The 24,793-nt window shown below is 71.9% G+C and carries 26 protein-coding genes and 1 riboswitch; of the genes, 19 read left to right on the top strand and 7 right to left on the bottom strand.

Going from position 1 to position 24,793, the window contains the following annotated elements; genetic code table 11:
* Nucleotides 1–131 precede the first annotated feature (131 nt).
* Nucleotides 132–599, top strand: coding sequence for a hypothetical protein (locus H5965_RS44915; protein ID WP_310977427.1), 468 nt, complete (start codon nt 132–134; stop codon nt 597–599).
* Nucleotides 600–657: 58 nt separating this feature from the next.
* The gene (locus H5965_RS44910; protein WP_310977426.1) at nt 658–870 is read left to right on the top strand and encodes a 4Fe-4S binding protein; all 213 of its coding nucleotides are present in this window, start codon (nt 658–660) and stop codon (nt 868–870) included.
* Between the two features lie 146 nt (nt 871–1,016).
* On the opposite strand, the gene H5965_RS44905 is transcribed toward H5965_RS44910, so the two are convergent.
* Nucleotides 1,017–1,586 carry a TetR/AcrR family transcriptional regulator gene (locus H5965_RS44905; protein ID WP_310977425.1) on the bottom strand — a complete coding sequence of 190 codons (570 nt, stop codon included), beginning with the start codon at nt 1,584–1,586 and terminating at the stop codon, nt 1,017–1,019.
* Between the two features lie 127 nt (nt 1,587–1,713).
* Nucleotides 1,714–1,861: riboswitch (cobalamin riboswitch) on the top strand.
* 119 nt (nt 1,862–1,980) lie between these two features.
* Between H5965_RS44905 and metE the strand changes: the two genes are divergently transcribed.
* Together metE and H5965_RS44895 are read left to right on the top strand one after the other, a co-directional pair.
* Nucleotides 1,981–4,209, top strand: a complete 2,229-nt coding sequence (gene metE, locus H5965_RS44900; RefSeq protein WP_310977424.1) for a 5-methyltetrahydropteroyltriglutamate--homocysteine S-methyltransferase — start codon at nt 1,981–1,983, stop codon at nt 4,207–4,209.
* On the top strand, nt 4,206–4,700 hold the full coding sequence (locus tag H5965_RS44895) for a hotdog domain-containing protein (protein ID WP_310977423.1): 495 nt from the start codon (nt 4,206–4,208) through the stop codon (nt 4,698–4,700). Before metE ends, H5965_RS44895 begins: the two co-directional genes overlap by 4 nt.
* Nucleotides 4,701–4,740: 40 nt before the next feature.
* On the opposite strand, the gene H5965_RS44890 is transcribed toward H5965_RS44895, so the two are convergent.
* Nucleotides 4,741–5,379, bottom strand: coding sequence for a helix-turn-helix domain-containing protein (locus H5965_RS44890; RefSeq protein ID WP_310977422.1), 639 nt, complete (start codon nt 5,377–5,379; stop codon nt 4,741–4,743).
* Nucleotides 5,380–5,456: 77 nt separating this feature from the next.
* On the opposite strand from H5965_RS44890, the gene H5965_RS44885 reads away from it, so the two are divergent.
* Complete coding sequence (locus H5965_RS44885; protein ID WP_310977421.1) at nt 5,457–6,266, top strand: SDR family NAD(P)-dependent oxidoreductase; 810 nt, start codon at nt 5,457–5,459, stop codon at nt 6,264–6,266.
* 54 nt (nt 6,267–6,320) lie between these two features.
* On the opposite strand, the gene H5965_RS44880 is transcribed toward H5965_RS44885, so the two are convergent.
* Together H5965_RS44880 and H5965_RS44875 are read right to left on the bottom strand one after the other, a co-directional pair.
* The gene (locus H5965_RS44880) at nt 6,321–6,755 is read right to left on the bottom strand and encodes an OsmC family peroxiredoxin (protein WP_310977420.1); all 435 of its coding nucleotides are present in this window, start codon (nt 6,753–6,755) and stop codon (nt 6,321–6,323) included.
* Nucleotides 6,756–6,764: 9 nt separating this feature from the next.
* Nucleotides 6,765–7,208: a MarR family transcriptional regulator gene (locus H5965_RS44875; RefSeq protein WP_310977419.1), complete on the bottom strand. Its 444-nt coding sequence runs from the start codon at nt 7,206–7,208 to the stop codon at nt 6,765–6,767.
* Nucleotides 7,209–7,281: 73 nt separating this feature from the next.
* On the opposite strand from H5965_RS44875, the gene H5965_RS44870 reads away from it, so the two are divergent.
* Nucleotides 7,282–7,788 (top strand): DinB family protein, encoded by a 507-nt coding sequence (locus H5965_RS44870; protein WP_310977418.1) that lies wholly within the window; start codon nt 7,282–7,284, stop codon nt 7,786–7,788.
* Here the strand turns inward: H5965_RS44870 and H5965_RS44865 are convergent.
* Nucleotides 7,775–8,536: a DUF1295 domain-containing protein gene (locus tag H5965_RS44865; protein WP_310977417.1), complete on the bottom strand. Its 762-nt coding sequence runs from the start codon at nt 8,534–8,536 to the stop codon at nt 7,775–7,777. The genes H5965_RS44870 and H5965_RS44865 overlap by 14 nt on opposite strands.
* A 2-nt stretch (nt 8,537–8,538) precedes the next feature.
* Nucleotides 8,539–9,801, bottom strand: a complete 1,263-nt coding sequence (locus tag H5965_RS44860; RefSeq protein ID WP_310977416.1) for a cyclopropane-fatty-acyl-phospholipid synthase family protein — start codon at nt 9,799–9,801, stop codon at nt 8,539–8,541.
* A 221-nt stretch (nt 9,802–10,022) separates the two neighbouring features.
* Here H5965_RS44860 and H5965_RS44855 point away from each other — a divergent pair, with 221 nt between their 5' ends.
* The 11 genes from H5965_RS44855 (at nt 10,023) to H5965_RS44805 (ending at nt 19,112) form a co-directional block, all read left to right on the top strand.
* Nucleotides 10,023–11,291 (top strand): FAD-dependent oxidoreductase, encoded by a 1,269-nt coding sequence (locus H5965_RS44855; RefSeq protein ID WP_310977415.1) that lies wholly within the window; start codon nt 10,023–10,025, stop codon nt 11,289–11,291.
* Nucleotides 11,285–12,019, top strand: a complete 735-nt coding sequence (locus H5965_RS44850; RefSeq protein WP_310977431.1) for a DUF1365 domain-containing protein — start codon at nt 11,285–11,287, stop codon at nt 12,017–12,019. The genes H5965_RS44855 and H5965_RS44850 overlap by 7 nt, the downstream gene beginning before the upstream one ends.
* Entirely contained in the window at nt 12,012–12,626 is a 615-nt protein-coding gene (gene sigK, locus H5965_RS44845; protein ID WP_310977414.1) for an ECF RNA polymerase sigma factor SigK, read from the top strand. Before H5965_RS44850 ends, sigK begins: the two co-directional genes overlap by 8 nt.
* A gap of 11 nt (nt 12,627–12,637) precedes the next feature.
* Nucleotides 12,638–13,393: an anti-sigma factor gene (locus tag H5965_RS44840; protein ID WP_310977430.1), complete on the top strand. Its 756-nt coding sequence runs from the start codon at nt 12,638–12,640 to the stop codon at nt 13,391–13,393.
* A gap of 238 nt (nt 13,394–13,631) precedes the next feature.
* Complete coding sequence (ftsZ, locus tag H5965_RS44835; protein ID WP_310977413.1) at nt 13,632–14,939, top strand: cell division protein FtsZ; 1,308 nt, start codon at nt 13,632–13,634, stop codon at nt 14,937–14,939.
* Between the two features lie 74 nt (nt 14,940–15,013).
* The gene (gene pgeF / locus H5965_RS44830; protein ID WP_310977412.1) at nt 15,014–15,718 is read left to right on the top strand and encodes a peptidoglycan editing factor PgeF; all 705 of its coding nucleotides are present in this window, start codon (nt 15,014–15,016) and stop codon (nt 15,716–15,718) included.
* Nucleotides 15,715–16,425 (top strand): YggS family pyridoxal phosphate-dependent enzyme, encoded by a 711-nt coding sequence (locus H5965_RS44825; RefSeq protein ID WP_310977411.1) that lies wholly within the window; start codon nt 15,715–15,717, stop codon nt 16,423–16,425. The genes pgeF and H5965_RS44825 overlap by 4 nt, the downstream gene beginning before the upstream one ends.
* Before the next feature lie 100 nt (nt 16,426–16,525).
* Nucleotides 16,526–17,125: a cell division protein SepF gene (locus H5965_RS44820; RefSeq protein ID WP_310977410.1), complete on the top strand. Its 600-nt coding sequence runs from the start codon at nt 16,526–16,528 to the stop codon at nt 17,123–17,125.
* A 115-nt stretch (nt 17,126–17,240) separates the two neighbouring features.
* Entirely contained in the window at nt 17,241–17,516 is a 276-nt protein-coding gene (locus H5965_RS44815) for a YggT family protein (protein WP_013224824.1), read from the top strand.
* Between the two features lie 52 nt (nt 17,517–17,568).
* Nucleotides 17,569–18,423, top strand: coding sequence for a DivIVA domain-containing protein (locus H5965_RS44810; RefSeq protein WP_310977409.1), 855 nt, complete (start codon nt 17,569–17,571; stop codon nt 18,421–18,423).
* A 119-nt stretch (nt 18,424–18,542) separates the two neighbouring features.
* Nucleotides 18,543–19,112 (top strand): hypothetical protein, encoded by a 570-nt coding sequence (locus tag H5965_RS44805; protein ID WP_310977408.1) that lies wholly within the window; start codon nt 18,543–18,545, stop codon nt 19,110–19,112.
* 161 nt (nt 19,113–19,273) lie between these two features.
* Here H5965_RS44805 and H5965_RS44800 read toward each other — a convergent pair whose 3' ends face one another.
* On the bottom strand, nt 19,274–20,011 hold the full coding sequence (locus H5965_RS44800) for a metalloregulator ArsR/SmtB family transcription factor (RefSeq protein ID WP_310977407.1): 738 nt from the start codon (nt 20,009–20,011) through the stop codon (nt 19,274–19,276).
* A 64-nt stretch (nt 20,012–20,075) separates the two neighbouring features.
* On the opposite strand from H5965_RS44800, the gene H5965_RS44795 reads away from it, so the two are divergent.
* Nucleotides 20,076–21,368 carry an MFS transporter gene (locus H5965_RS44795; protein WP_310977406.1) on the top strand — a complete coding sequence of 431 codons (1,293 nt, stop codon included), beginning with the start codon at nt 20,076–20,078 and terminating at the stop codon, nt 21,366–21,368.
* A 238-nt stretch (nt 21,369–21,606) separates the two neighbouring features.
* On the top strand, nt 21,607–24,765 hold the full coding sequence (gene ileS / locus H5965_RS44790) for an isoleucine--tRNA ligase (protein ID WP_310977405.1): 3,159 nt from the start codon (nt 21,607–21,609) through the stop codon (nt 24,763–24,765).
* Nucleotides 24,766–24,793: the final 28 nt, after the last annotated feature.

The following is a 24,793-nucleotide window of genomic DNA, read 5'->3' as shown; positions in this document are numbered from 1 at the left end:
GGGCGTCCAGAACGACAGGGCGGCCACTCCTCAGAAGCCACCACACAAGGCAAGGACCGATCAGCCACACCCCATCGCCCTGGGCATCCAGGACAACCCGTCCTGAACACCAACAATCTTATGGAGGTCCGATGACGCACGACCCGGCGCTGCCGGCGAAACTGGCTGCGCACCCGTCGGTGCGGGCGGTGCTGTCCCGGCGCCCCGCGGACCCGCCGCCGGTGCTCGACGCGGCCCGGCTGCGCGAGCTGTGCCTGGCGGCCGGCGCGGACGACGTCGCCGCGGTGAGCCTGGACCACCCCGATCTGGCCGGCGAGCGCGAGTACGTGCTGGGCGCGCTGCCGGGCACCCGGACCCTGATCGCGATGGCGTTCCGGATGAACCGCGACAACTGCCGCTCCCCGGCTCGCAGCGTGGCCGACCAGGAGTTCCACCAGACCGACGAGCAGGCCAACCACACCGCGCGCAGCGTGGTCCAGGCGCGCACCGGGCGATCAACCCGTCGGTCGGCTTCCCGCAGGAGATGGACCGCTTCGGCACGGACCGGATCTGGGTGGTGGCGCACAAGACGGTCGCGGTCGCGGCCGGGCTCGGGGTGATGGGCCTGCACCGCAACGTCATCCACCCGAAGTTCGGCAGTTTCGTCCTGCTGGCACCGTGCTGGTGGACGCGGAGGTGAGCGAGTACGGGCAGGCGCTGGACTACGACCCCTGCATCGACTGCAAGCTGTGCGTCACCGCGTGCCCGGTCGGTGCCATCGCCAAGGACGGCGCGTTCGACGGCCTGGCCTGCACCACGCACAACTACCGCGAGTTCATGAGCGGGCTCACGTCCTCGGCCCGTACCTGGAGGACCGCAAGGGCTTCCTGAAGACCGTGCTGCGGCCGCTGCAGGACAAGCGGGAGACGCTGTACGTGCTCCCGGACTCCCGCGCGCAGGAGTATGCGCGGCGGCGGTTCCCGCACAAGCCGGTCAAGGAGGTCACCGGCGGCTGGGCGCCCCCGGAGCGACGCGGGTCAGCGCACTCCGGCGGCGTCGAGCAGGGTGGTCACGGTCGGGACGACGAGCCCCTTCAGGTCGTCGACGCCGATTCCGGCCCGCGCGCTGGCACCGTCGAAGACGACGAGGAGCTGCCGGGCCAGCAGGTCCGGGTCGGCGGCCCCACCCTGTTCGGCCTCCCGGCGGAAGAAGCTCAGCAGGTTCCGCTTGATCCGCCGCGCCACCCGGCTGGCGGGGTGGCGCTGGTCCTTGAGCTCGATCTGCGCGGCCAGGTACCGGCAGCCGTGGAACCCGGGGTTCCGCGCCTGCGCTTCCAGCTGCGCGAAGACGTGCATGATCCGGTCGCGGGGCCCGCGGTCGTCGTCGGCCGGCGGGAGCAGGCCGGCCACGAAGGCGGCCGCGCCGTCCTTCAGGCTGGCGGCGAGGAGTTCGTCCTTGCTTTCGAACAGCTGGTAGAGGGATCGCTTCGACACGCCCGCGGCCTTGCACAGCGCCTCGACCCCGATGCCGACCCCGTCCCGGTAGGTGAGCGTGGCCGCGGCTTCGAGCAGCCGTTCCCGGGAGGTGGGTTTCGCGTCGGGGATCATGTCGTGAGGTTAACCCGGTTCGCGCGGGGATGACACCGATCGGTTTACCCGCGACACCGTGATCGGGAAGCGCTAGGCTCCAGCTGCCACTGGTTCGCCCGGGCGCGGTGACGCGCGCGGGCGAGGCAACAGGGAACCCGGTGTGAATCCGGGACTGCCCCGCAGCGGTATGTGGGAACGAAAGCCGTCACCACGCGAGTGGTCAAGCACTGGGCCTCGGCCCGGGAAGCGACGGCCGGTAGACCTGAGCTCGGCGCCCACGAGTCCGAAGACCTGCCCGTGGTACGCGCGCCGACGGCGTGCGTGAGTCCGGGCCTCGCGGGATGGGCACGACCGAAACGCGGCTCTTCGCGCGCGCTCGGACTCAGGAGAGCGAGCTCGCGAGGAGAGAGCTGTGACCGACATCGGCACCACCGTGCTGGGCTACCCCCGGATCGGCCCGGACCGGGAACTCAAGCGCGCCCTGGAACGCTACTGGGCGCACGACATCGACCGGGCCACCCTGCTGGAAACCGGCCGTGAACTGCGGGAACGGACCTGGCGCGCCTTGGCGGCGGCCGGGCTGGACTCGATCCCGTCCAACACGTTCTCGCACTACGACCACGTGCTCGACACCGCCGAGCTGTTCGGCGCGCTGCCCGGGCGGTTCACCGGGCTCGGCCTGGCGCCGCTGGACACCTCCTTCGCCGCCGCGCGCGGGGTCCAGGACGCGCCGGCGCTGGAGATGACCAAGTGGTTCGACACGAACTACCACTACCTCGTCCCGGAACTGGGCCCCGACACCGCGTTCACCGCGGCCGGGACCAAGCCGCTCGACGAGTACCTCGAGGCCCGGGCGCTCGGCCTCGAAACCCGGCCGGTGCTGGTCGGGCCGGTCACCTTCCTGCTGCTGGCCAAGTCCACGACCGAGGGCTTCCGGCCGCTCGACCTGCTCGACACCCTGCTGCCCCGGTACGCCGACCTGCTGCGCCGGCTGCACGAGGCGGGCGCCGGATGGGTGCAGCTCGACGAACCCGCCTTCGCCGCGGACCGGACCGAGGCCGAGCTGAACGCCCTGATCCGCGCTTACCACCGGCTCGGCAAGGAGACCGGCCGGCCGAAGATCCTGGTCACCGGCTCCTACGGCCGGCTCGGGCGCGCGCTCGGCGTGCTGGCCCGCGCGCCGATCGAGGCGCTCGCCGTCGACCTGGTCAGCGATGAGTCCGTTGTGGACGCCGTCGCCGCCGAACCGGCGTTGCGGGACAAGGAGGTCCTGGCCGGGGTCGTCGACGGCCGGAACGTCTGGCGGACCGACCCGGACCGTGCGCTCGCCCGGGCCGCCACGCTGCTCGGCGTGGCGAAGTCGGTCAGCGTGACGACGTCGTGCTCGCTGCTGCACGTGCCCTACGACGTCGAGCGCGAGCACGGGCTGCCGCCGCGGCTCAAGGGCCGGCTCGCCTTCGCCCGGCAGAAGGTCGACGAGCTCGTGCTGCTCGGCCGGGCGCTGCGCGGCGAAGAGGTCGATCTCGCTCCGGCGCGCCAAGCGGTCGCGGACCGTGCGACGGCGGGCGGCGGCCCCGGGACGCCGGGCACCACCGCCCGGCCGCCGTACGCCGAGCGCGCGCAAGCCCAGCAGGCCGTACTCGGGCTGCCGCCGCTGCCGACCACGACGATCGGGTCGTTCCCGCAGACCACCGAGGTCCGCAAGGCCCGCGCCGCGCACCAGGCGGGCACGCTCGACGACGCCGCGTACGAGGCCGCGATGCGCGCCGAAATCGAGCGTGTGGTGCGGCTGCAGGAGGACCTCGGGCTCGACGTGCTGGTGCACGGCGAACCCGAGCGCAACGACATGGTGCAGTACTTCGCCGAGCAGCTGGCCGGGTTCGCCACGACCGCGCACGGCTGGGTGCAGTCCTACGGCTCGCGCTGCGTCCGCCCGCCGATCCTGCACGGCGACGTCTCGCGGCCGGCGCCGATGACGGTGCCTTGGACCCGCTACGCCCAGAGCCTGACGGCCAAGCCGGTCAAGGGCATGCTGACCGGCCCGGTGACGATCCTCGCGTGGTCGTTCGTCCGCGACGACCAGCCCCTGGCCGACACCGCCCGGCAGGTGGCGCTCGCCGTCCGCGACGAGGTCCGCGACCTCGAAGCGGCGGGCATCCGGATCGTCCAGGTCGACGAACCGGCGCTGCGCGAGCTGCTGCCGCTGCGCCGGTCCGGGCACGAGGACTACCTGCGCTGGGCCGTGGCGGCGTTCCGGCTGGCGACCTCGGGGGCCGGCGCGGCCACCCAGATCCACACCCACCTGTGCTACTCCGAGTTCGGCGAGGTGCTGTCCGCGATCGACGCCCTCGACGCCGACGTCACCAGCATCGAAGCGGCCCGCTCCAGGATGGAGGTGGTCGCGGGTCTCACCGGGTTCGGCCGCGGGGTCGGGCCGGGCGTGTACGACATCCACTCCCCGCGCGTCCCGGACGCGGGGGAGATCGGCAGCCTGCTGCGGACCGCGCTCGCCGCGGTGCCCCCGGACCGGTTGTGGGTCAACCCGGACTGCGGGCTGAAGACCCGCGGCTACGGCGAGGTCGCCCCGGCGCTCGGGAACCTGGTCGCGGCCGTGCGCGAGGTCCGGGCGGGGCTCGCGTGAGGGGCAAGCCGGCGTCGGCGTCGCGGCTGACGCTGTCGCAGATCATGGACGACCACGACACGAACCTCATGGGCACCGTGCACGGCGGGGTGCTGATGAAGCTGGCCGACTCGCTGGCCGGGGTCGTCTCGGCCCGGCATTCGGAAGGCGCGTCGGTGACCGCGTCGGTCGACGAGATGGTGTTCCGCGTGCCGGTCCGCGTCGGGGACGTGCTGCACCTGCACGCCCAGGTCAACTGGGCCGGCTCGACGTCGATGGAGATCGGCGTGCGCGCCACGGCCGACCGCTGGGACCGCTCGGTGCCCCCGGTGCACGTGGCTTCGGCCTACCTGGTGCTGGTCGCGGTCGACGAGGACGGCCGGCCGAGGCCGGTGCCACCGGTGCTGCCGGAGACGGACGAGGACCGCCGCCGGTACGCCGAAGCGGGGATCCGCCGGACCCACCGGCTCGCCCGGCGCGCGGCGATCACCGCGTCGCGCACGGTCGCCTGAGCAGGCCGGTGTGCGGGGCCGGGAGTCCCGCACACCGGCTTCACGCCGGAGTGGCGCGGAGGCCTGCCTCGGCGAAGGCGAGCACCTCGTCGACCAGGCCGGCCAGCTCGGTCGCCGTCGCCCGCGCCCGACCCTCGCGGGTTACGTAGATCTCCCGGAGGCCGGCGACCACGGTCACGGCGGTGAGCCGGGGGAGCAGGGCGTCGGCCGGGAGGCCGAGGTCGTCGCCGAGACCCGCGGCGATCGGGAGTTCGAGGTCGCGGTAGCCGGCCCGGGCGCGGCCGCGGAGGTCGTCGTCGGCCAGGAGGAGGTCGGCGCGCAGGGCGCGGCGCTGCCAGATGTGCGCGGGGTCCACACCGGACTCGCGGTCGCGCTCGTCGAGCTCGTGCATGGTCGCGTGCATCCAGTCGCGGACCGCATCGAGGGTGCTCTGCGGCTTGCGGTCGCGCAGGTGCGCCTGGAGGGACTCCGGGGTGAAGGGGTCGTCGGCGAACAGCAGGTCGTCCTTGGCCGGGAAGTGCAGCGTGACCGTGCGGGTCGCGACGTCGGCGCGCGCGGCGATCTGCGCGATGGTCGTCTCGCGGTAGCCCTGGCTCGCGAAGAGGTCCAGGGCCGCGTCCTGGATCCGGGCCCGGGTCAGGGCCTTCTTGCGCTCACGGCGGCCGTCACTCGCGATCATGCCTGCTACCTTAGCATCGAACGCATTAATGCAGTCCATGCTACTATTAGCTTGCGATGTAGAAATGCAGGCAGGTCATGACGAAGAACTGGTTGATCACCGGGACGTCCAAGGGTTTCGGCCGCGAGTGGACCGAAGCGGCCCTCGCCCGCGGCGACCGGGTCGCGGCCACCGCGCGGGACGTCGAAAGCCTGCGCCCGCTGGCCGACCGGTACGGCGACGCCCTGCTGCCGCTGCGGCTGGACGTCACCGACCGTGCGGCCGCCGTCGACGCGGTCGAGCGGGCGGCGGCGGCGTTCGGATCGCTGGACGTGCTGGTCAACAACGCCGGCTACGGGCACTTCGGGATGGTCGAGGAACTGACCGAGGAGGAGGTCCGGGCGGAGCTCGAGACGAACTTCTTCGGCACGCTCTGGCTGACCCAGGCGGCCCTGCCGATCATGCGCCGGCAGGGGCGGGGCCGGATCGTCCAGGTCACCAGCGAAGGCGGGATCCGGGCGTTCCCGGGCATCGGCGCCTACCACGCGTCGAAGTGGGCCGTGGAAGGCCTTTCGGAGTCGTTGAGGCAGGAGGTCGCGGCGTTCGGGATCGACGTGATCTGCCTGGAGCCGGGCCCGTACCGCACGGACTTCGGCGGGGGCAGCGTCCGGCAGAGCGAACCGGACCCGGCCTACGACGCGGTCCGCGAAGCGACCCGGATCGAGTGGGACCTCGGCGACCCGCGGGCGACCCGCGAGCCGATGCTGGAGCTGGCGGACACGGAAAACCCGCCGCACCGGATGTTCTTCGGCAAGTCGTTCGCGGCGGTGGAGGCCGAGTACCGGGACCGGTTGGAGGGGTGGCGCAAGTGGGAACCCCTCGCGCTGGCCGCGTTCGGCCGGGGCTGAGCGTGCGCGAACGGCCCCTCGCCCGGACCGGGCGAGGGGCCGTTCACCGGGGGATCAGGCGAGTGCCGCGTCCATGGTGATCGTGGTGCCGGCGAGGGCCTTCGACACCGGGCAGGTCTTCTCGGCCGTCTCGGCGTACTCCGCGAACTGCTCCGCCGTCACGCCCGGGATCGACGCCCGCAGGGTGATCGCGATGCCGCTGATCTCGAAGCCGCCGCCCTTCGCCGGGCCGAGGGTGACCTCCGCGCTCACGTCGATCGAGTCCGCCGTGAGCTTCTGGGCCTCCAGGACGCCCGAGAGGTTCATCGCCAGGCAGGACGAGTGCGCCGCCGCGATGAGCTCCTCGGGGCTCGTCTGGCCGTCCGGGTTGCCGGCGCGGGTCGGGAACGAGACCGCGAACGTGCCGGCGTTGGACGAGTCCAGCGTGACCTCGCCCTTCCCGCTGTTCAGTCCGCCGACCCAGTGGGTGGTGGCGTCACGGCTGGGCATAAAGCCTCCTCAGTGCTCGGGTGCGTACGCGGCGGCCGACGCCGTCAGCCGCCGCAGGGTCTTGATCAGTGCCCGCCGCTCGTCGTCCTCGAGGCCCAGTGCGCAGCCGATCGCCGAGGGGACACCGGCGGCGCGCGTCCGCACCGCCCGGCCCTGCTCGGTCAGGCTGACCACCACCGTGCGTTCGTCCGCGGGCAGCCGTGTCCGCGTCACCAGCCCGTTGGCCTCGAGCCGCTTGAGCAGCGGCGAAAGCGTGCCGTAGTCCAGGTGCAGCGCCTCGCCGATCTCCTTGACCGGCCGGGCGTCGGACTCCCACAGCACCAGCAGCACGAGGTACTGCGGATAGGTGAGATCCAGCTCGCCGAGCAGCGGCCGGTACGCGTCGGTCACGGCTCGCGATGCCGCGTACAGCGCGAAACAGGCCTGCTCGTCGAGGCGGAATTCGTCTGGCACATCCGTAAACCTAGCCCACGATTACATCGTGCGCAAGGTAATCTTGTCGGACCCCTCTGGCAGAGTCCCGTCCATGACCGAACGACCGAAGCGCCCCGAGGCGCCGCTCACCGGCGGCGAACGCGAAGTCCTCACCGGCCTGCTCGACCACCACCGCGCCACGGTCGCCTGGAAGGCCGGCGGTCTCACCGAAGCGCAGTCCCGCCAGGTGCACCTGCCCAGCGAGCTGATGACCGTCGCCGGGCTCGTCGCCCACCTCACGCTCAACGAGTGGTTCTGGTTCGGCGTGGTCGTCGACGGCGAAGAGGACACCTGGGAGGAGAAGCTCGAGCAGGATCCGGACGCGGAGTTCCGGATCCCGCCCGGGGTGTCGGTGGAGCAGCTCCTCGCGGACTACGAGAAGCAGTGCGCCCGCAGCCGGGAGATCGTCGCGAAGCACGGGCTCGACGACGAAGTGACGCACAAGGCCGAGACCTTCAACGTCCGCTGGGTCGTCGCGCACATGATCGAGGAGACCGCGCGGCACGTCGGGCACCTCGACGTGCTGCGCGAGCTCACCGACGGCCTCACCGGGGAGTGACCTTCTTCGGCGGCAACGGGAAGAAGCCGCTGGTCCGCTCGACGTAGTGCGCGTACGCCGGGCGCGTGCGGGCCATGCCCTTCTCCAGCAACGGTTTCCCCGTCCCGCGGGCCAGGGTGAAGGTCATCGCGACGGGGGAAAGGATGGTTGCCGCGCCCGGCCACGTCGAACACGCCAGGAGGTAGAGGCCCCACCACACGCACGCGTCACCGAAGTAGTTCGGGTGCCGCGTGTAGCGCCACAACCCGGTGTCCAGCACGCGGCCGCGGTTGGCCGGGTCGGCCTTGAAGCGGCGCAGCTGGTCGTCGCCGATCGTCTCGAACGCGAACCCGACCAGCCAGACCACGATCCCGAGCCAGCCGAGCACGCCGATCCCGGTGCCGTCCACCGCGAACTGGACCGGCAGCGACACGAAGTACAGCACCACGGCCTGGAACAGGTACACGCGCACGAACATCTTCGCCGGCCCGTGCCCCATCCGCGCGTACCGCGGGTCCTCCGGCAGCTTGTGGTTGCGCAGGTGCAGGTGCACCGAAAGCCGCACCCCCCAGACGACGGTCAGGAGCACCACCACGAGCCGCAGCGAGAGCGGGCCGTCGCCGAACGGGAAGGCGGCGATCGCGACGAGCGCGAAGCCGAGCCCCCAGAACGTGTCGATCGTGTCGTAGCGCTTGCGCGCCCGCGCGATCCCGAAGGTCACCGCCACCGCCACGAGGGTGACGGCGGCCGTGACGAGCAGCTGCGGCATCGTCACCACTCCCGCGTCGCCGGCAGGCCGCTGCGGCCGTGCTCGTCGGGCCGCACGGCCAGGATCTGGTCCACGCCCATCCGGTTCTCCTCGAACGCCAGCGCCCCGCCCACCAGGTACAGCCGCCAGACCCGCGCGCCCGTCTCGCCGATGAGCGCGACGACGTCGGCCCAGTTCTCCTCCAGGGTGGCGGCCCAGGCCCGGACCGTCCAGACGTAGTGCTCGCGCAGCGCGTGCACGTCCCGCACCTCGAGGCCCGCGGTCTCCAGGTGGTCGATGGTCCGCCCGACCGGCCGCATGGTCATGTCCGGCGCGATGTAGCGCTCGATGAACGCGCCGCCGCCGGGGGCGACGTTCCCGCGCGACATCTGCTGCAGCAGCACGCGCCCGCCCGGCTTCACCATGCGGTGCAGCGTCGCCGCGTACGCGGGGTAGTTGACCTCGCCGACGTGCTCGCCCATCTCGATCGACGCGACCGCGTCGAACGGCCCGTCCGGCAGCTCCCGGTAGTCCTGCCGGCGCACCTCGACGCGGTCTTCGAGGTCGTGCTGGGCGAGCCGGCCGCGGATGTGCTGCAGCTGCTCGGCCGAGAGCGTGATGCCGACGGCCTCGACACCGTGGTGCTTGGCCGCGTGGACGAGCAGCGAGCCCCAGCCGCAGCCGACGTCCAGCAGCCGCATGCCCGGCCGCAGCCCCAGCTTGCGGCAGATCAGCTCCAGCTTGTCGTGCTGCGCCTGTTCGAGACTCTGCGATCCGGAGGTGAAGTACGCGCACGAGTACGCCATCGACTCGTCCATCAGCAGCTGGTAGAAGGCGTTGCTCAGGTCGTAGTGGTGGGCGATGGCGGAGCGGTCGCGCAGCAGGCTGTGCAGCTTCCCGGACAGCCGCGCCTCCTCGGCGGGCGGTTTCGGCGGCAGCCCGGCGACGCCGAGCCGCGCGGCCAGCTTGACGGCGTCGGCCCACTCGCGCGGCCCGAGCTTGGCCCGGTTGAGCTCCCCCGAGCGGGTCAGGGCCCAGATCCGGCGGAAACCGTCGGCGAGATCGCCTTCGACGTCGAGGTCGCCGGTGACGTAGGCGCGGGCGAGCCCCAGCTCGCCGGGCGCGTAGAGCAGGCGGCGCAGGGCACGCCGGTTCCGGAGCACGACCGTCGGGGCGTCCTCCGGGCCGGCGCGCGTGCCGTCCCAGGTCCGCAGGCCCACGGGGAGCGGGCCGCCGAGGAGTTTCGCGGCGAACGAGGCTAGCTGGTGCGCGGTGGTGTGCGGCATAGCCGGGATTCGCGCTGCCCGCCCCGGTGGATTGGTCGGTTCCGGCTGCTTTGCGGCTGCCGCCGGTGTCGCGAATGACTCATTCGGGACGTCGGAGGTCCCGAATGAGTCATTCGCGGCGTGCGGGCCGCGGCAGAGCGGGTGCCGACCGGCCCGGCGACCGGCGTGGATTGGTCGGCCGGCCCGGCAATCCGGCCGGGCCGTGGTCCCGAAGGACCGGTGTGGAGATCACGGGAGAACGCATCGGCGTCATCGGCAGCGGGGTGGCCGGACTGACCGCCGCATACCTGCTGCAGCGCAAGTACGAAGTTCTGCTGTTCGAGGCCGACGACCGCCTGGGTGGGCACGCGCACACGCACGACGTGCCCAGCACCCACGGCGGCACCGTCGGCGTGGACTCCGGCTTCATCGTCCACAACGAGCGCACCTACCCGACCCTGCTGAAGCTGTTCGGCGAGCTGGGCGTGCACACCCGCGACACCGAGATGTCGATGAGCATCCGCTGCGACGGCTGCGGCCTCCAGTACGCCGGCGCCAAGGGCCTGCCCGGGCTGTTCGCCCAGCGCGGCAACGCCCTCCGCGGCCGCTACCTGCGGATGCTGGCCGAGGTGAAGCGGTTCCACCGGCACGCGAAGCGGCTGCTGGCCGCCCCGGACGCCGGCGACGTCACGCTCGGCGCGTTCCTCGCCATCGGCGGTTACTCCCGGTACTTCGTCGACCACTTCATGCTGCCGCTGGTCTCGACGGTGTGGTCGGCCGACCGCGCCGACACCCTCCGGTACCCGGCGCGGTACCTGTTCGAGTTCCTCCGCAACCACGGCATGCTCACGGTGAAGAACTCGCCCGCCTGGCGGACCGTCGTGGGCGGCTCGCGCGAGTACGTCGAGCTCGCGGCGAAGCAGCTCACCGCCGTGCACCTGTCGACGCCGGTGCGGTCGGTGCTGCGGACCGGCAGCGGCGTCGAGATCCGCGACGACGCCGACACGCCGCACCGGGTCGACAAGGTCGTCGTCGCCACCCACGCCGACCAGGCCCTCGCCCTGCTGGCCCACCCGACCGCCGCCGAGCGCTCGGTGCTCGGCGCGTTCCGGTACTCCGAGAACGAGGCCTGGCTGCACACCGACACGAGCGTCCTGCCCACCCGGCCCGACGCGCGGGCCGGGTGGAACTACCGCGCGCCCGTCTGCGGCGCGCCCACCGGCGCGGTCCAGGTCAGCTACGACATGAACCGCCTGATGCGGCTCGACGAGCCGACCGGGTACGTCGTCACGCTCAACCCCGGCGACGGTCCCGGCGAGGACCACGTCGTCGCGCGGATGCGGTACGAGCACCCGGTCTACACGCCGGAATCCGTTGCCGCGCAACGACGGCTGCCCGAGCTCAACGACGGCGTGCTCGCCTACGCGGGCGCCTACCACGGCTGGGGCTTCCACGAGGACGGCTGCTCCTCGGGCGCCCGCGCCGCGGAAAGCCTGGGGGTGAGCTGGTGACGAACGCGCTCTACGACGCCACGGTCGCGCACGTGCGGCGGATCGACCCGCCGCACGCCTTCGCCCACCGCGTCTACCTGTGGCGCGTCGACCTGGACGACCTCCCGCGGCTGCCGTGGTGGCTGCGGCCGTTCGCCCGCTTCGACCGCCGCGACCACTTCGTGGCCACGGATCCCCGCGGCATCCGGGAGAAGCTGGACGCCTGGCTCGCCGAGCGCGGGGTCGACCTGCGCGGCGGGAAGGTCGTCATGCTCGCCGCCGCCCGCGTGCTCGGGTACGTGTTCAACCCGATCAGCGTCTACTGGTGCCACGACCCCGGAGGCGAGCTCGCGTGCGTGGTCGCCGAGGTGCACAACACCTACGGCGGCCGCCACGCCTACCTGCTGCACCCCGACGACGCCGGCCGGGCGCGCGCGGCCAAGGAGTTCTACGTCTCGCCGTTCCAGCAGATGGACGGCGAGTACCGGATGCGCCTGCCGCGCCCGGAGGCGCTGCTCGACCTCACCGTCGCGCTCCGCCGCGAGAACACCACGCCGTTGGTCGCTACGCTGCGGGGAGTTCGCCGCCCGGTGAACCCGCGGTGGCTGGCCCGGCTCGTGCTGGCCCGGCCGCTGCTCCCGCAGCGGGTGTCCGCGCTGATCCGCCGCCACGGCGTCGCCCTGTGGCTGCGGAAGGCCGCGGTCGTGCCGCGCACCCCGCAGAACGCCGGAGGACAGCTGCATGGATGAGCCGGCCCGCCCGCGCCGGATGGCGCCCGTGCCCTCGGAAGTCCCGGCCGGTCCGACGGTGCCGTCCTCGGAGGAGCTCATGGTGCGCGTCGCCAAGGGCGACGAGCGCGCCTTCGAGCTGCTCTACGACCAGTTCGCGGGCCCCATCTACGGCCTCGTCCGGCGGATCGTGCGCGACGCGGCCCAGTCCGAAGAGGTCGCCCAGGAAGTCCTCGTCGAGCTGTGGCGCACCGCGACGCGGTACGCGCCGGACAAGGGCTCGGCGCTGAACTGGGCGATGACGCTGGCCCACCGCCGCGCCGTGGACCGGGTCCGCTCGGCCCGGGCGAGCACCGAACGCGAGCAGAAGGCGACCTTCGAGGCCGCTCGCGGCCGTCCGTTCGACGAGGTCGCCGAGTCCGTCACCGCGCGGCTCGAACGCTCCCAGGTGCGCCGGTGCCTGTCCTTCCTGACCGACCTGCAGCGCGAATCGGTGCTGCTCGCCTATTACCAGGGCTATACGTATCGCGAGGTGGCCGAAGTGCTGTCGACGCCGCAGGGAACCATCAAGACGCGGCTGCGGGACGGGCTGATCCGCCTGCGGGACTGCCTGGGGGTGACCGCTTGAGCACCCCGGAGATGCACACCCTGGCCGGCGCCTTCGCGCTCGACGCCGTCAACGACGTCGAACGCGCGGAGTTCGCCCGCCACCTCGAGCAGTGCGACTCGTGCACGCAGGAGGTCGCCGAGCTGCGCGCGACAGCGGCCCGGCTGGGCGCGGCGATGGCCGAGGAGCCGCCGCCGCACTTCAAGGACCGCGTCATGACCGCCATGCACGCCACCCGGCAGCTGCCGCCGCGGACAAGGCCCGGCTCGCCCGACCGGCACCGCCGCTCGGCGCGGGCCCCGCGCTGGGCGGTCGTCGTGGCGGCCGCGGCCGCCGTCGTCGGCCTCGCCGCGGGCGGGGTGTTCGGCGGCATCGCGCTGACCCAGCGGCAGGAGCTGCAGACCGCGCAGAGCCGGCTCGACCAGGCGAAGCAGCAGTTCGCGCCGGTGGCGGCGCTGCTCGCGGCCCCGGACGCCAAGACCGCGCACGGCGAGGCCCCGATCGGCGGCGGTGTCACGGTCGTCCTGTCGCGGTCGCTCAACCGGGTGATGGTGATGGACGCAGGCCTGCCGGCGCAGCCGGGCGGCAAGGTCTACGAAGCCTGGCTGATCACCGGCGCGGACGCGCCCCGTTCGGCCGGGGTGATCGCCGCGGCGGACCAGGGCGGCCTGGTCGTCGCGGACGGCGTCGGCGGTGCCGACAAGGTCGCGGTGAGTGTCGAACCGCCCGGTGGATCGGCCACCGGAGCGCCCTCGGACGTCCTCATGAGCATGCCCGCGCCGGCCTGAGCGGGCGGCCATACCAGATCGGGCTCCGGGGGTGTTCGCGGCCCGTCGCTCTTGCGCGCCCGAAGGTGTTGTGGCAAAACACCTTTGCGACACACGGCGTGCCTACTGGATTAGAGCCTGCCTGGTGCCTACCGTCCTGCCTAACGTCGGCGGTTGACATAACTCTCGATCTGGGGTTGAGGTCGAGGGTTTCGGCCGGCGGGCTGTACGGGCACAACGATCAGGAAGGCGGACTTCGATGACGCCCCCGCACAACTACCTTGCGGTGATCAAGGTGGTCGGCATCGGCGGTGGCGGCGTGAACGCCGTGAACCGCATGATCGAGGTCGGCCTCAAGGGTGTCGAGTTCATCGCGGTGAACACCGACGCACAAGCACTGCTCATGTCCGACGCCGACGTCAAGCTGGACATCGGCCGCGAGCTGACCCGTGGCCTCGGCGCGGGCGCCGCCCCCGAGGTCGGCCAGAAGGCCGCCGAAGACCACCGCGAAGAGATCGAAGAGGTCATCAAGGGCGCCGACATGGTGTTCGTGACCGCGGGTGAGGGCGGCGGCACCGGCACCGGCGGTGCGCCGGTCGTCGCGCAGATCGCCCGCAAGCTGGGCGCGCTGACCATCGGCGTGGTGACCCGCCCGTTCACCTTCGAGGGCAAGCGGCGCGGCAAGCAGGCCGAAGAGGGCATCCAGGCGCTGCGCAACGAGTGCGACACGCTCATCGTGATCCCCAACGACCGGCTGCTGCAGCTCGGCGACATCGGCGTCTCGCTGATGGACGCGTTCCGCTCGGCGGACGAGGTGCTGCTCTCCGGTGTCCAGGGCATCACCGACCTGATCACCACCCCGGGTCTGATCAACCTCGACTTCGCCGACGTCAAGAGCGTCATGTCCGGCGCGGGCTCCGCGCTGATGGGCATCGGCTCGGCGCGCGGCGAGGGCCGGGCCATCCAGGCCGCGGAGAAGGCGATCAACTCGCCGCTGCTGGAAGCCTCGATGGACGGCGCCCACGGCGCGCTGCTGTCCATCGCCGGCGGCTCCGACCTGGGCCTGTTCGAGATCAACGAGGCCGCGTCGCTGGTGCAGGAGTCCGCGCACCCGGACGCCAACATCATCTTCGGCACGATCATCGACGACTCCCTCGGCGACGAGGTCCGGGTCACGGTGATCGCGGCCGGGTTCGACGCCGGCGCGCCGACGCACAAGAAGCTCGACCCGTCGACCTTCGGGTCCGGCTCGCGGGCGTCGGCCACCACGGCCTCGGCCTCGGCGGGGCAGGTCTCGAACCCGCCGACGCCGCCGTCGGGCGCCACCCCGGTGCCGTCGGCGGGCAGCTCCGGCTACCCCGTGGCGCCGCCGCGGTCGCACTCGCCGATGCCGTCGGCCACGGGCAACCAGCCGGCCGGCGGGCTCCCGCAGCCCGGCGGCGGCTCGCGCGGCTACTCGCCGCTCGGCTCCAACGCGACCCAGGGCAGCCTGCCGGGCCGCGCGATGCCGGTGCACGACGACCCGTCGGACGACGAGGTCGACGTCCCGCCGTTCATGCGGCGCTAGCCACCAGCTCCGGAGGCCACCACCCGCGAACTAGAGTCGTGGGTGGTGGCCTTCATTGATGTTCAGGAGGATTCGTGCGGGTTCGGCGAGTGGTCACGACCAGGGCGGGCGGCGCGTCGCGGCCGCCCTACGACACCTTCAACCTGGGCGACCACGTCGGCGACGACGAGGGCAACGTCTTCGCCAACCGCAAGCGGCTCGCGTCCGAGCTGGGCCTGGCCGAAGACAAGCTGGCCTGGATGGAGCAGGTCCACGGCCGCACGGCGACCATCGTCGACGGCACCGAGACCAGCGCGGCCGAAGCGACCGACGCCCTGGTGACGGCGACCCCGGGCGTCGCGCTCGTGGTGCTCGTCGCCGACTGCGTCCCGATCCTGCTGGCCGACGCCGAGGCCGGGGTGGTCTCGGCGGTGCACGCGGGCCGGGTCGGCACGCGCGTCGGCGTCGTCCCGGCGGCCGTCGAGGCCATGCGGTCGGCCGGCGCCGAGCCGCACCGGATCGAGGCCCTGCTCGGCCCGGCCATCTGCGGCGACTGCTACGAGGTCCCCGCGGAAATGGCCGCCGACGTCGAGAAACACGTCCCCGGTACGGCGTGCAAGACCCGCAAGGGGACACCCGGGCTCGACCTGCGCGCCGGGCTCTGGCGGCAGCTCGCCGACCTCGGCGTCGGCAAGATCGGCGTCGACCCGCGGTGCACGAACGAGGACAAGACGCTGTTCAGCTACCGCCGCGACGGGACCACCGGGCGGATCGCCGGCATCACCTGGATCGAGGCATGACCGGCCGCAAGGCCGAGCTGGCCGAGAACCTCGCCGAGGTCGAGGCGCGGATCGCCGCCGCGTGCCGGGCCGCCGGGCGCGCCCGGGACGAGGTCAAGCTGCTCGCGATCACGAAGACCTTTCCCGCGTCCGACGTCGCGCTTCTGGCCGAGCTCGGCGTCACGAACGTCGGCGAGAACCGCGACCAGGAGGCCGGCCCGAAAGCCGCCGAGGTCCCCGGGCTGCGGTGGCACATGGTCGGCCGGCTGCAGCGGAACAAGGCGAAGTCCGTCGTCGGGTGGGCCCAGGAGGTGCAGTCCGTCGATTCCGCCAGGCTCGCCGACGCGCTGGCCAAGGCGGTGCGTGCGGTTCAAACCGCTCAGATACGTGACGAACCCCTCGACGTGCTGATCCAAGTCAGCCTCGACGACGATCCCGAGCGCGGCGGCTGCCCGCTTCCCGAGCTCGGCGCGCTCGCCGACCGGATCGCGCAGTCCGAGGAGCTGCGGCTTTGCGGGCTGATGGCCGTCGCGCCGCTGGGTGCGGACCCGGCCGCGGCCTTCGAGCGGCTCGCTCGCGCGGGGGAGTCCCTCCGAAAAGATCACCCGAATGCCGCAGACGTGTCCGCCGGGATGAGCCATGATCTCGAACAGGCGATCACGCACGGCTCGACCTGTGTGCGTGTCGGAACCGCGTTGCTCGGTGGACGCGGTTTAGCCTCGCCGTAGGGAGCTCGCGCGGTCGTCACGTTTCGTGTCCGCCCGCGCGGGGCACTGACGGCGTGGAGATCGAAAGTCAGTGCGGGAGCGGCTAGGGCTAGGGAGAGGCATGAGCGCGCTGCAGAAGCTGAAGGCCTACTTCGGGATGGTGCCCGCTGACGACGACGGCTACGACGTCGAAGACGACTACCGACGCGGTTACGACGACGACTACGACTCCTACGAGGAGCCGGCCCCGCGGTCGTCGCGTTCACGGTACCGCGACGTCGACGACACGTACGACGAGCCCGTCAGCCGCAGCCGGTCACGCTCCGTGGTCAGCTCCGAGCCGGCCGTTCACGGTGCGCTGGCCGTCGACCGGCAGCCCGAGCCGGTGGCGCGCCTGCGCCCGGTCGTCGAGCCGGTCGTGCGCCAGCCGGTGCGTGACCCGTTGAGCCGCATCACCACGCTGCACCCGACCAGCTACGCGGAGGCGCGGGCGATCGGGGAGCACTACCGCGAGGGCATCCCGGTGATCATGAACCTCACCGAGATGGAGAACGCGGACGCGAAGCGGCTCGTCGACTTCGCCGCCGGGCTGGCGTTCGCGCTCAGAGGGTCGATGGACAAGGTCACCAACAAGGTGTTCCTTCTCTCACCGCCCGATGTGGACGTCACGGCGGAAGACCGTCGGCGGATTGCCGAGGGCGGATTGTTTTTGCGGGGCTGAAGTCGCCCGTACCGCTGAGCGCAAGCAGACGTGACTTTGCCGACCCGATCCGGGGTCGGCCCCCTCAACTGCGTCTTCGGAGAGGACGCCCGGTTAGAGTAGGTACGTGGAAGCTGTGTGGCTGGTCGTCTGGTACGTGCTGTTCGCCTTCTGGCTGCTGCTGACGGCGCGGATCGTGGTCGAACTCGTCCGGACCTTCGCGCGTGAGTGGCATCCGGCCGGAGGGGTTGCGGTCACGCTCGAGACCATCTACACAGTGACGGACCCGCCGGTCCGCTTGTTCAGAAGGATCATTCCGATGGTCCGGATCGGCGGCGTCGGACTGGACTTGTCGATTATGGTGCTGCTGTTGGTTGTGTTCTTCGCGATGCAACTGGCGACTCCAAGTTGATCGGGGAGACTTGGGTGGACCCTGCAGGCCATGGAGTGCGTGAGGTGATCTGATGTCGTTGACCCCCGCTGACGTGCATAACGTCGCGTTCAGCAAGCCGCCCATCGGCAAGAGGGGCTACAACGAGGACGAGGTGGACGCGTTCCTCGACCTGGTGGAGACCGAGCTGGCCCGGTTGATCGAGGACAACAACGAGCTGCGCCAGCAGATGGAACAACTCGACGCGGAACTCGAGTCGACCCGCAGCGAGCTGGAGAACGCCAAGGCGAACGTCGGCGCGCCCCCGATGCGCGAAGAGCCGTCGCGGCGCCTGGCGCCGGTGCCGCCGCCGCAGTCCGCCATGGAGCAGACGCAGGCGCACTCGATGGTCGGCGACAGCACCGAGCCGAACGTGCAGGCCGCCAAGGTCCTGGGCCTGGCCCAGGAGATGGCCGACCGGCTGACCGCCGAGGCGAAGACCGAGTCCGACGGGATGCTGGCCGAGGCCCGCACCAAGTCCGAGCAGCTGCTCTCGGACGCCCGGGCGAAGTCCGACTCGATGGTGAACGAGGCCCGCACCCGCGTCGACACGATGCTGAACGACGCGCGGACCCGTGCGGAGACGCTCGAGCGTCAGGCGCGTGACAAGGCGACCACGCTGGAGCGCGAGTCGCAGCGGAAGTACACCGAGACGATGAACAGCCTGAACTCCGAGAAGAGCGGGCTGGGCAAGAAGATCGAAGAGCTGCGCACGATCGAGCGGGAGTACCGCACGAGGCTGCGCGGGTTCCTCGAGTCCCAGCTGCGCGAGCTCGACGACCGCGGTTCCGCGGCCCCCGCGTCGGCGTCGTCGGGCTCCGGGCAGTCGTCCGGTTCGACGAGCGGCGGCCAGGGCTACTCCTTCGGCCCGCGCGCCGAAGCCGGCTGAGTTCCTTCCTGAGCCGTGGCACACCCCGATTCCGGGGTGTGCCACGGTTCGGAGTCGATCCGGTACCACCCGTGGGCGGGTCGTGGCCCGCTCCCAGGTCGTTCGTGCTGTAATGCAGCGTGCTTTACATCGTGCTGGTCCTGGTACTGGCGGCTCTGGGGTTGCTCGTCACCGCGCTGATCACGGCTTCTTCGCTGTGGGCGTGGGTTTCCATCGGCCTGTCCGTGCTGGCCGGGCTGATCCTGGTCGCCGACTGGCTGCGCCGCCGTCGCCGGTCCGCCGCACCCGCGGCCACGCCCGTTGCCGCATCCGAGCCTGAGCCCGAGCCGGCGCCGGAGCCTGCCGACGAGGAACAAACCACCCTGATCCCGGCCGCCGGCGACCTGGGTGACCCGGCCGACACGCCCGAACCCGACCCCGAGCCGGCCGACGCTTCAGCCGAGACCGAAACGACCGCCGATGCCGACCCGGGCGTGGAGGACACCCCGGAGGCCGACGTCGCGATCCTGGCCGACCTCGAGGACGAGGTCGTGGTCGTCGACGAGCACCCCCGCTACCACCTCCGCACCTGCGAGTGGCTCGGCCCCCGCGACACGATCCCCATCGGCGTCGGCGAGGCCCGCCAGCTCGGCTTCACCCCCTGCGACGTCTGCCGCCCCGACGCCACCCTGGTAGCCGCCCACCGCTAACGCCGTGTCGACCCCCCAATCACGCGTGTCGACCCTTCAATCACGCGTGGCGCCTCCCCAATCACGCGTGATGCCAATACAGTCGCGCGGGATGCCGGTACGGAACGGACGACACGCGTGTCTGGAGGGACGACACGCGTGATTGAAGGGACGACACGGCGTCAGGCGGCCAGGCCGAGGTGGGTTTTCAGGGCTTGCGCGCCGTCCGGAGTCAGCCGGAGCGCGCGGTGGGCCTGCGTTCGGCGCGTCACCCAGCCCGCGTCGAGGAACCGCGTCGCCACCGCCGCGCCCAGCGCGCCCGCCAGGTGGTGCCGCTGTTCGCTCCAGTCCAGGCAGAACTTCAGCAACGGCCGCCGCCCGGCCGCCACGAGATCCACGTCGACACCCAGTGCGCCGAACACCGCAGCGGCCGCCGGCCCCAGCGTGTACGGGTGCTCGGCCAGCGGTGCCGAAATCCGGTCCCCGGGACGCCGCCGCGTGTCGGACGCGCCCGCCAGCGCACCCCGGGCCAGCAACGCCGACGTGACCGCCACCCCGAGCCGCCCGGCCAGGTGGTCGTAGCACGTCCGGGCCGTCCGCAACGCCTCCGCCCGCGCCCCCTCCCGCAACGACGTCACCGGCTGTGACGGCGAGCACCGCGCGAGCGTCTCCAGCAGCTCCGCGGTCTCCGGACCGGCCAGCCGGTAGAACCGGTGCCGCCCCGACTTCTCCGCGACGACCAGCCCCGCCGAACGCAGCTTCGCCAGGTGCGCACTGACACCCTGCGCGGACAGCCGGGCCTCGGCGGCCAGCACCGAGGCCGCCAGCGCGCGGCCGTCGGCCAGCGCGAGCAGCACCCGGACCCGCGCCGGGTCCGCGAACAGCGCGGCCGTGCGCGCGATGTCGGCGTCACCTTCCACCCGCCCAGGATGCCCCCGCGACACTTCCACCCAAACGGAAGTGTCCGCGCGGTCCACTGGGGACATGCTCCTGCTCACCATGTGCGCCGGGATGTTCCTGGTGCAGCTGGACGTCACGGTCGTCAACGTCGCCCTGCCCGCCATCGGCACCGGCCTCCACGCCGGCCTCGCGGCCCAGCAGTGGGTGGTGGACGGCTACTCCGTCACCCTGGCCGCGTTCCTGCTCACCGGCGGTGCCCTCGGCGACGTCTTCGGCCACCGCCGGGTCGTCCTGACCGGCTTCGCGCTGTTCGGCGCGGCGTCGGCCAGCTGCGGCTTCGCCACCACCGCGTCGCTGCTCGTCGCCGCCCGCGCCGGCCAGGGTCTGGGTGCGGCGTTGCTGCTACCCGGCACGCTCGCCGTGATCACGAACGCCCACCCCGGACACGCCGAGCGCGCGCGGGCCCTCGGCGTCTGGGCCGGCGTCTCGGCAGTCGCCTTGGCCGCGGGCCCGGTGCTCGGCGGCGCCGTTGTCACCGCGGTGGGCTGGCAGCCGGTGTTCTGGCTCAACGTCCCCGTCGTGCTGGCTGCCGCTTTCGCGACGGCGCGGCTCGTCCCGCGCGGCGAGCGCGTGCCCGGACGGCGGATCGACGTCGCCGGCGTCGCCACGGCAGCACCCGCCCTCGGCGCCGGTGTCTACGCGGTCATCGCCGGGAGCGTTCCGGCCGCGGTGGTGGCGGTCGTCGTGCTGGCCGCGTTCCTCGTGGTCGAACGCCGCTCGCGGGCGCCGATGCTCCCGCTCGGCATCGCCCGGCGGACCCTGCCCGCCACCTTCGTCTCGGCGGCGATGAACTTCGTGGGCATCGGGACGATCCTCGTCCTGACGCTGTACCTGCAGGACGTCCGGCGCGCCGGACCCCTCGAAGCCGGGCTCGAGCTGCTGCCGCTGTTCGGCCCGCTTTCGGTGCTGGCGCCGGTCGCGGGCCGGCTGGTCGCCCGGTTCGGGTCGCGGCCGCTGATGGTGGCCGGGCTCTCGCTCGGTGCCCTCGGCCTGCTGAACCTGGTGCTCCTCGGCGAAAACTCCCGCTATCCGGCGTTCCTGCCGACGTTGCTCGGGCTCGGCATCGGCATGGGCCTGCTGACCACCGCCGTGGTGACGGCCGCGGTCAGCGGCGTCCCGGCCGAGCGCGCGGGCGTCGCCGGCGGCATCAACAACGCGGCCCGCCAAGCGGGCGGCGCGCTCGGGGTGGCGGTGCTCGGCGCGGTGTCGGACCGGGGACTGCCCGCGGTCGGCGTCATCGCGGCGGCGTTGTGGCTGGTCGCGATCGGCGTGACCGTACGTGCCCCTCGTGACAACCCGGTTGCGCGGGCCGGTTAACCTGGTAGGCAACACGGCGTTGATCCGGCCATCACCGGGGAGCCTCCGGAAGAACCGAGCGTCACGCTCTCAGTAGAACCGGACGGGTGCGGCCCGTGACAGCCGTCGAATGAGCGGCCCGGGAGCACCTGCCGGGCAAGCGGGGTGGTACCGCGGAACGCCGAAAGTGTTTCGTCCCCGTGTGGGTGACCGGGAGCCCGGTCGTCCGTACGCGAGAGACGAACCGAGGAGCACCCGGATGTACCCCCAGGCCCAGCTCGGCGACGGCGCAGGAGTCCCGTCGCAGCCGTCGTTCCCCGCCCTGGAGAAGCAGGTCCTCGCCTACTGGGAGAGCGACCGGACCTTCCAGGCGACGATCGATGCGCGCCCCGCGGGCGAAAAGGGCGAGAACGAGTACGTCTTCTACGACGGCCCGCCCTTCGCCAACGGCCTGCCGCACTACGGCCACCTGCTCACCGGGTACGTCAAGGACCTGGTGCCGCGCTACCAGACCATGAAGGGCCGCAAGGTCGAGCGCCGCTTCGGCTGGGACACCCACGGCCTGCCCGCCGAGCTCGAAGCGATGCGCCAGCTCGGCATCACCGAGACGTCCGAGATCGAAGAGATGGGCATCGCGAAGTTCAACGCGGCTTCGCAGGAGTCCGTCCTCCGCTACACCGACGAGTGGCGCGAGTACGTCACCCGCCAGGCCCGCTGGGTCGACTTCGACAACGACTACAAGACCCTCGACGTCACGTACATGGAGTCGGTGCTGTGGGCGTTCAAACGCCTGTGGGACAAGGGACTCGTCTACGAGGGTTACCGCGTCCTGCCGTACTGCTGGCGCGACGCGACGCCGCTGTCGAACCACGAGCTCGGCATGGACTCCGACGTCTACCGCAACCGCCAGGACCCGGCCGTCACGGTCGGTTTCCGCCTGGAGGGCAACGGGAACGACCTCGACGGCACCTACCTGCTCATCTGGACGACGACGCCGTGGACGCTGCCGTCGAACCTCGCCACGGCCGTGCACCCGGACGTCCAGTACGTCGTCGTGGAGAGCGAAGGCAAGCGGTTCCTGCTCGCCGAAGCACGGGTGGCCGCGTACGCGCGTGAGCTCGGCGAGGAGCCGACGGTCGTCGCGCACTACACCGGCACGCAGCTGCTCGGAACCCGTTACGCCCCACCGTTCCCGTACTTCACCGGCACCGAGAACGCCCACCAGGTACTGGCCGCCGACTACGTCACCACCGACGACGGCACCGGGATCGTCCACATCGCGCCCGCCTACGGTGCCGACGACAAGCTCGTCACCGACGCCGCCGGCATCCCGCCGGTCACCCCGGTCGACGCGCACGGCAAGTTCGACGCCACCGTGCCGGACTACGAGGGCCAGCAGGTCTTCGACGCCAACCCGAACATCGTGCGGGACCTCAAGAACGGCACCGGGTCCGCGGCACGGCAGGGTGCCGTGCTGCTGCGGCACGAGACCTACGACCACAGCTACCCGCACTGCTGGCGCTGCCGGAACCCGCTGATCTACCGCGCGGTCTCGTCGTGGTTCGTCGCGGTGACGCAGTTCAAGGACCGGATGGTCGAGCTGAACCAGCAGATCACCTGGTACCCGGAGAACGTCAAGGACGGCCAGTTCGGGAAGTGGCTGGAGAACGCCATCGACTGGTCGATCTCCCGCAACCGGTACTTCGGCACGCCGATCCCGGTGTGGCAGTCCGACGACCCGGCGTACCCGCGCACCGACGTCTACGGCTCGCTCGACGAGCTCGAGGCGGACTTCGGCGTGCGGCTGGACAACCTGCACCGGCCCTACATCGACGAGCTGACCCGGCCGAACCCGGACGACCCTACGGGTGAGTCGACCATGCGCCGCGTCCCGGACGTCCTCGACGTCTGGTTCGACTCGGGCTCGATGCCCTACGCCCAGGTGCACTACCCGTTCGAGAACGCCGAGTGGTTCGAACACCACTACCCGAGCGACTTCATCGTCGAGTACATCGGGCAGACGCGCGGCTGGTTCTACCTGCTGCACGTGCTCGCGACGGCGCTGTTCGACCGGCCGGCGTTCCGCACCTGCGTCTCGCACGGCATCGTGCTGGGCTCGGACGGCGCGAAGATGTCCAAGTCGCTGCGCAACTACCCGGACGTCAACGAGGTCTTCGAGCGCGACGGCTCCGACGCCATGCGCTGGTACCTGATGGCGAGCCCGATCCTGCGCGGCGGCAACCTCGTCGTCACCGACAAGGGCATCCGCGACGCCGTCCGCCAGGCCGTGCTGCCGCTGTGGAACTCCTACTACTTCCTCGCGCTGTACGCGAACGCCGAGGGCGTGGAAGGCCGGTGGCGCACCGATTCGGCGAACGTCCTCGACCGGTACGTCCTGGCGAAGACGCACGAACTGGTCACCGACGTCGAGTACGCGATGGACAACTACGACGTCGCGGGCGCGTGCCAGACCGTCCGGGACTTCCTCGAAGTCCTGACGAACTGGTACGTGCGCCGCTCGCGCGACCGCTTCTGGGCGGGCGAAGCGGACGCCATCGACACGCTGCACACCGTGCTGGAGGTGACTTCGCGGGTCGCGGCGCCGCTGCTGCCGCTGACCACCGAGGTCGTCTGGCGCGGGCTCACCGGCGGTCGTTCGGTGCACCTGGCCGACTGGCCGAACGCCAACGACCTGCCCGCGGACGCGGCGCTGGTGACGGCGATGGACCGGGTGCGGCAGGTGGCGTCGTCGGCGCTGTCGCTGCGGAAGGCGAACAAGCTGCGCGTGCGGCTGCCGCTGTCGTCGCTGGTCGTGGCGGCCGAGGACGCCTCTTCGCTGGCGCCCTTCGCCGACATCCTCCGCGACGAGGTGAACGTCAAGGCGGTCGAGCTGACCACCGACGTCGCCGCGCACGGCGGGTTCGAGGTCGCGGTCAACGCCCGCGCCGCCGGGCCCCGCCTGGGCAAGGACGTCCAGACGGTGATCAAGGCCGTCAAGGCGGGGGACTGGTCGTTCCAGGGCGGCGCCGTGGTCGCGGCCGGGATCGCCCTCCAGGAAGGCGAATTCGAACGCCGGCTCGTCGCCAAGGGCGGCGGCGCGGCGGCGGAACTGCCCGGCGGGTCCGGCCTGGTCCTGATCGACACCGAGGTGACGCCGGAGCTGGTGGCCGAGGGCCTGGTCCGCGACCTGGTCCGGGTCGTGCAGCAGGCCCGCCGCGACGCCGGGCTCGACGTCGCCGACCGGATCGCGCTCACCGTCGACGCGCCGGACGACGTCGTGGCGGCGGCTCGGACGCACGAGGGGTTCCTCGCGTCGGAGACCCTCGCCACGTCGGTGACCCACGGCCCGGCCGGCGAGGGCTTCGCCGGCACGGTCGGGGACGGCACGAAGGTCACGGTGTCGGTCGCGAAATCATGATTGCCGGGGGTGGCCGGTAGGGTGCAGA

Origin of the sequence: Amycolatopsis sp. 505, from assembly GCF_031625235.1 — a bacterium.
Classification (GTDB): Bacteria; Actinomycetota; Actinomycetes; order Mycobacteriales; family Pseudonocardiaceae; genus Amycolatopsis.
This window is presented reverse-complemented; position numbering and strand designations above follow the sequence as displayed.

Excerpts from the sequence above, each read along its gene's own strand:
- H5965_RS44795 (WP_310977406.1), top strand. The coding sequence starts at position 20,076 with ATGCTCCTGCTCACCATGTGCGCCGGGATGTTCCTGGTGCAGCTGGAC.
- H5965_RS44825 (WP_310977411.1), top strand. The coding sequence starts at position 15,715 with ATGACCGGCCGCAAGGCCGAGCTGGCCGAGAACCTCGCCGAGGTCGAG.
- H5965_RS44870 (WP_310977418.1), top strand. The coding sequence starts at position 7,282 with ATGACCGAACGACCGAAGCGCCCCGAGGCGCCGCTCACCGGCGGCGAA.
- sigK (WP_310977414.1), top strand. The coding sequence starts at position 12,012 with ATGGATGAGCCGGCCCGCCCGCGCCGGATGGCGCCCGTGCCCTCGGAA.
- H5965_RS44810 (WP_310977409.1), top strand. The coding sequence starts at position 17,569 with ATGTCGTTGACCCCCGCTGACGTGCATAACGTCGCGTTCAGCAAGCCG.
- H5965_RS44885 (WP_310977421.1), top strand. The coding sequence starts at position 5,457 with ATGACGAAGAACTGGTTGATCACCGGGACGTCCAAGGGTTTCGGCCGC.
- H5965_RS44890 (WP_310977422.1), bottom strand. The coding sequence starts at position 5,379 with ATGATCGCGAGTGACGGCCGCCGTGAGCGCAAGAAGGCCCTGACCCGG.
- H5965_RS44880 (WP_310977420.1), bottom strand. The coding sequence starts at position 6,755 with ATGCCCAGCCGTGACGCCACCACCCACTGGGTCGGCGGACTGAACAGC.
- ileS (WP_310977405.1), top strand. The coding sequence starts at position 21,607 with ATGTACCCCCAGGCCCAGCTCGGCGACGGCGCAGGAGTCCCGTCGCAG.
- H5965_RS44865 (WP_310977417.1), bottom strand. The coding sequence starts at position 8,536 with ATGCCGCAGCTGCTCGTCACGGCCGCCGTCACCCTCGTGGCGGTGGCG.
- ftsZ (WP_310977413.1), top strand. The coding sequence starts at position 13,632 with ATGACGCCCCCGCACAACTACCTTGCGGTGATCAAGGTGGTCGGCATC.
- H5965_RS44860 (WP_310977416.1), bottom strand. The coding sequence starts at position 9,801 with ATGCCGCACACCACCGCGCACCAGCTAGCCTCGTTCGCCGCGAAACTC.
- H5965_RS44915 (WP_310977427.1), top strand. The coding sequence starts at position 132 with ATGACGCACGACCCGGCGCTGCCGGCGAAACTGGCTGCGCACCCGTCG.
- H5965_RS44840 (WP_310977430.1), top strand. The coding sequence starts at position 12,638 with ATGCACACCCTGGCCGGCGCCTTCGCGCTCGACGCCGTCAACGACGTC.
- H5965_RS44905 (WP_310977425.1), bottom strand. The coding sequence starts at position 1,586 with ATGATCCCCGACGCGAAACCCACCTCCCGGGAACGGCTGCTCGAAGCC.
- H5965_RS44820 (WP_310977410.1), top strand. The coding sequence starts at position 16,526 with ATGAGCGCGCTGCAGAAGCTGAAGGCCTACTTCGGGATGGTGCCCGCT.